The organism is Bradyrhizobium sp. STM 3809, from assembly GCF_000239795.1.
Taxonomy (GTDB): domain Bacteria; phylum Pseudomonadota; class Alphaproteobacteria; order Rhizobiales; family Xanthobacteraceae; genus Bradyrhizobium.
This window is the reverse complement of sequence record NZ_CAFJ01000248.1, coordinates 1-4,343: the sequence shown is the minus strand read 5'-3', so window position 1 is coordinate 4,343 and position 4,343 is coordinate 1. Positions and strand designations below refer to the sequence as shown.

Here is a 4,343-nt window from a genome sequence, read left to right as displayed (position 1 = left end):
CCTCGCCTGGAAGGATTCCGCCGGCCGCGACCAGGGCCTGAGCTGGAAGGAGCTCGCCGACTACCGCGGCAACCGCGCCGACGCCGGCCGCATCGCGCAGGGCCTGCCGAAGTCGAACAAGTTCAACCGGCCGATCGAGTGAGGCGGGCGGAGTGACGATCGAACGCCTCTTCGGTCTGCCACTCACCGCGACGACAAAAACGGTCGTCGTCCCGGGCAAGCCCCGCGCGCTTAGCGCGTGGGGCGCCGACCCGGGACCCATAACCACAGGACGCGGGATGGGCAGGCTGGAACCACGCGCGTGCCAACCGATTGCCGCCGGTGGTTATGGGTCCCGGCGTTCGCCGGGACGACATCGAGGGTGGTCATGAGCAGCGGGTGTTAGGTCGCATGGCGCAGTCGCATTCCGATCACGACGACCATGATCATGCTCATTCCCATTCCCATGATCACGGCCACTCTCACGCGCACTCCCACGCCGGCCACAGCCACGCGCCCGCGAGCTTCGGCGCGGCGTTCGCGATCGGAGTCTCGCTCAACACCGCCTTCGTCGTCGCCGAGCTCGTGTTCGGCTATGCCGCGCATTCGCTGGCGCTGATCTCCGACGCGATCCACAATCTCTCCGACGTGATGTCGCTGCTGCTGGCCTGGGGTGCGCTATGGCTGTCCGGGCGGCGGCCGACCGACCGACACACCTACGGCTATCGCCGGGCCTCGATTCTGGCCGCGCTGATCAATGCCGGCCTGCTGCTGCTCGTGGTCGGCGGCATCGCGGTCGAAGCCGTCGATCGCCTGCGCAATCCGGGCGAGGTCGCCGGCGTCACCGTGCTGTGGGTCGCGGCGCTCGGCATCGTCATCAACGGCGCGACCGCGCTGCTGTTCATGCGCGGCCGCGACACCGACCTCAACATTCGCGGCGCCTATCTGCACATGGCCGCCGATGCGGCCGTGTCGTTCGGCGTCGTCGTCGCGGCGCTGATCACGATCTGGACCGGCTGGCTGTGGGTCGATCCGGTCGTCAGCCTCGTCATCGCGCTGGTGGTGCTGCTGAGCGGCTGGGATCTCGCCCGCGACAGCGTCAATCTCGCGCTCGATGCCGTGCCGCGCGACATCGCTCTGCCGGAGGTGCGCGACTATCTCGCGTCGCTCGACGGCGTCCACGAGGTGCACGATCTCCACGTCTGGGCGATGAGCACCAACGAGACCGCGCTGACCGCGCATCTCGTCTGCCCCGGCGGCACCGACGACGCGTTCCTGCACCGCATCTGCGCCGAGCTGTCCCGCCGCTTCAACATCCAGCATCCGACCTTGCAGATCGAGGCCGACGGCAAGCCGTGCAAGCTGGCCCCGGCCGACGTGGTGTGAGCCGCCGATGCGTCAGCTCCAGCCCGCCAGCCTGAGCAGAACGCCGGCGGCGCAGGCTGCGGCGAGCACCGTCAGCATGTCGAGCTTGAATCGGAGGATCGCGACCGCCGCCGCCAGCGACAGCAGCAACGCTGCGCCGTCGACGCTCGACAGCACCGGCGCATCGAAGTCCAGCCCGAAGCCGCTGATCGGCACGGTCTGGCGGAACAGCGTATGCAGCGCGAACCAGATCGACAGATTGAGGATCACGCCGACGACAGCCGCGGTGATCGCGCCGAGCGCGCCCGCGAGCCCTTTGTTGCCGCGCAGGCGCTCGATATATGGCGCCCCGACGAAGATCCACAGGAAGCACGGCGCGAACGTCACCCAGGTGGCGAGCAGTCCGCCCAGCGTGCCCGCGATCAGCGGCGAGAGCGGACCGGGATCGCGCGACGCGGCGATGAAGCCGACGAATTGCAGCACCATGATCAGCGGCCCCGGCGTGGTCTCGGCCATGCCGAGCCCGTCCAGCATCTCCGCAGGTCTGAGCCAATGATAATGCTCGACCGCCTGCTGCCCGACATAGGCGAGCACCGCATAGGCGCCGCCGAACGTCACCATCGCCATCTTGCTGAAGAACAGCGCGATCTGACTGAACGTGCTGCCGCTGCCCGTCGCCGCGACGATCACGGCGACCGGCACCAGCCACAGCGCGAGCCAGACCAGCGCCGTGAGCAGCGTGCGCCGGCTGTTCGGCCTGGCATGCTCCGGCAGGATTTCACCGAGCGCGCTGTCGCCATCACCGCTGCCGTTGGACCCATGGCCCGCCGCCGCGAATTCGGGCCGGCCGCCGCGGGCGCCGAGATAGCCGATGACGCCGGCGGCGATGATGATGATTGGGAAGGGCACCGCGAAGAAGAAGATCGCGACGAACGCGGCCGCTGCGAGCCCGATCATGACGTTGTTGCGCAGGGCGCGGCTGCCGACGCGGACCACCGCCTGGATCACGATCGCGAGCACCGCGGCCTTCAGGCCGAAGAACAGCGCCTCGACGAACCAGACATGGCCGAACGCGACGTAGATCCAGCTCAAGGCCATGATCGCGATGATGCCCGGCAGGATGAACAGGCCGCCCGCCATCAGGCCGCCCGCCGTGCGGTGCATCAGCCAGCCGATATAGGTCGCGAGCTGCTGTGCCTCGGGGCCCGGCAGCAGCATGCAGTAGTTCAGCGCGTGCAGGAACCGGCTCTCAGAGACCCAGCGTTTCTCGTCGACGATGATCCGGTGCATCACCGCGATCTGTCCGGCCGGGCCGCCGAACGACAGCAGGGCGACGCGCAGCCAGACCTTGAACGCCTCGGCAAAGCTGACGCCATGGCCGGCGTCAGCTTGGGTGGGGGCGGTCGATGAGACCAGCTCGCTCATGGCTTCACCTTGTTCGTCGGCCAGTTGTGCGATTCGCTCGTGGCGTCGCGGCACCAGCGGTAGAACGCATCATAGAGCCCAAGGCCAGCCTCGAGTTGGGCGAGATCGTCGTCATACATGCGGGACAGGCCGAGCGAGGCCGCGAGCAGGCCGGGCGCTTCGGGGCTGAGATCGAGCCGTGCCGTATCGGCCGCGCGCACGATCGTTGCAAGCCGCTGCAGGGCAGGAATCGCCAGACCGAATTCGGCGATCATCACGTCGAAGGTGCAGAGCTCGCCGCGATGACTCCAGAAGGTGCTCTCGACATCGAACGGCGCGGCCTGGAAGCGTTCGGCGACCGCCATGACCTCGGATGGCGCGACGAACAGGAACACGGCCTGCGGATCGACGAAGCGGCGGATCAGCCAGGGACAGGCGATGCGGTCGATCTTCGGCCGGGCGCGCGTCACCCAGATGGTTTTTCCGTCGGCATCGCGCGCCGGCAGTCTGGCCGTGGGAACGAGCGGCAGGCCCGCCGCCTTCCAGGCCTCGAAGCCGCCCTCGAGGTTCTCGGCGGCGGCCTTGGCGACGCGCAGCCAGGCCGCGGCGCCGTGCGACAGCTTGGCGCCGCGCTGGCAGATCACGATGACCGAGCGGCCGCCGAATTCCGCGCTCCACTGTGGAGCCTGCAGCGCTGGGCGCCGGATCGCGCCCGGGATGAGCCGGGGATCGGCGGCGAAATCCTCGTCGGTGCGAACGTCGATCAGGATCGGCCCCTGCGGGGTTCCGATCAGGCGGCTGAGCTTGTCTGGAGATATCGATGCGAAGGATGACATGATGCGTCCTCGTGCGAGAATGACGGGACGCGATACTTGGGCATGTCGCCTCGTGGGGAGATCGCGATGTCCCCATATTGAAGATTACAGCGGAACCGGTTTGCGCTGTCAATCGCGGTGCAGGGCGGCTGCCCCGTCCTGTGGTAATCTGCGCGCCGCGCCCTGCGGGCGTGCCGAGACTGATGTGGAGAACGGCGGAATGCCATCACAAGCCGACCATTGGGCGCATGATCACGTCTTCCTGGGCGCCCAGCACGAGCGCAACGAGCGCCGCACCTGGTTCGTCGTCGGCCTGACGCTGGCGATGATGGCCGGTGAGATCGCCGCCGGATCGCTGTTCGGATCGATGGCGCTGCTCGCCGACGGCTGGCACATGGGGACACATGCGGCCGCGCTGGGGATCGCCGGGCTGGCTTATCTGTTCGCCCGCCGGCATGCCCGCAATCCGTCCTTCACCTTCGGCACCGGCAAGTTCGGCGAGCTCGCGGCCTTCTCCAGCGCGCTGATCCTGCTGATCATCGCCGTTCAGGTGGCCTATGAGAGCGTGGTCCGGCTGCTGATCCCCGAGCCGATCGCCTATGGCGAGGCGATCGCAGTGGCGGTTCTCGGCCTGCTCGTCAATCTCGCCAGCGCGTGGCTGCTGGCCGGGGAGCACCAGCATCACCATCATGGTCACCATGGTCATTCCGATCACGCCGAACATGCCCATCATGATCACGGCGACCACGATCATCACCATGATCACGATCATCACCATGA

4 protein-coding genes are annotated in these 4,343 nt (G+C 67.8%); 2 read left to right on the top strand and 2 right to left on the bottom strand.

Annotation, left to right across the window (positions count from 1 at the left end; all coding sequences use genetic code 11):
* The first annotated feature begins 390 nt into the window (after positions 1-390).
* Entirely contained in the window at positions 391-1,365 is a 975-nt protein-coding gene (locus tag BRAS3809_RS13775) for a cation diffusion facilitator family transporter (RefSeq protein WP_008962710.1), read from the top strand.
* A 12-nt stretch (positions 1,366-1,377) separates the two neighbouring features.
* Here BRAS3809_RS13775 and chrA read toward each other — a convergent pair whose 3' ends face one another.
* Positions 1,378-2,769 carry a chromate efflux transporter gene (gene chrA, locus BRAS3809_RS13770; protein ID WP_008962709.1) on the bottom strand — a complete coding sequence of 464 codons (1,392 nt, stop codon included), beginning with the start codon at positions 2,767-2,769 and terminating at the stop codon, positions 1,378-1,380.
* Positions 2,766-3,584 carry a chromate resistance protein ChrB domain-containing protein gene (locus BRAS3809_RS13765; RefSeq protein ID WP_008962708.1) on the bottom strand — a complete coding sequence of 273 codons (819 nt, stop codon included), beginning with the start codon at positions 3,582-3,584 and terminating at the stop codon, positions 2,766-2,768. The genes chrA and BRAS3809_RS13765 overlap by 4 nt, the downstream gene beginning before the upstream one ends.
* Positions 3,585-3,783: 199 nt before the next feature.
* On the opposite strand from BRAS3809_RS13765, the gene dmeF reads away from it, so the two are divergent.
* A partial coding sequence (dmeF, locus tag BRAS3809_RS13760) for a CDF family Co(II)/Ni(II) efflux transporter DmeF (protein ID WP_035656267.1) occupies positions 3,784-4,343 on the top strand: 560 nt, incomplete at its 3' end.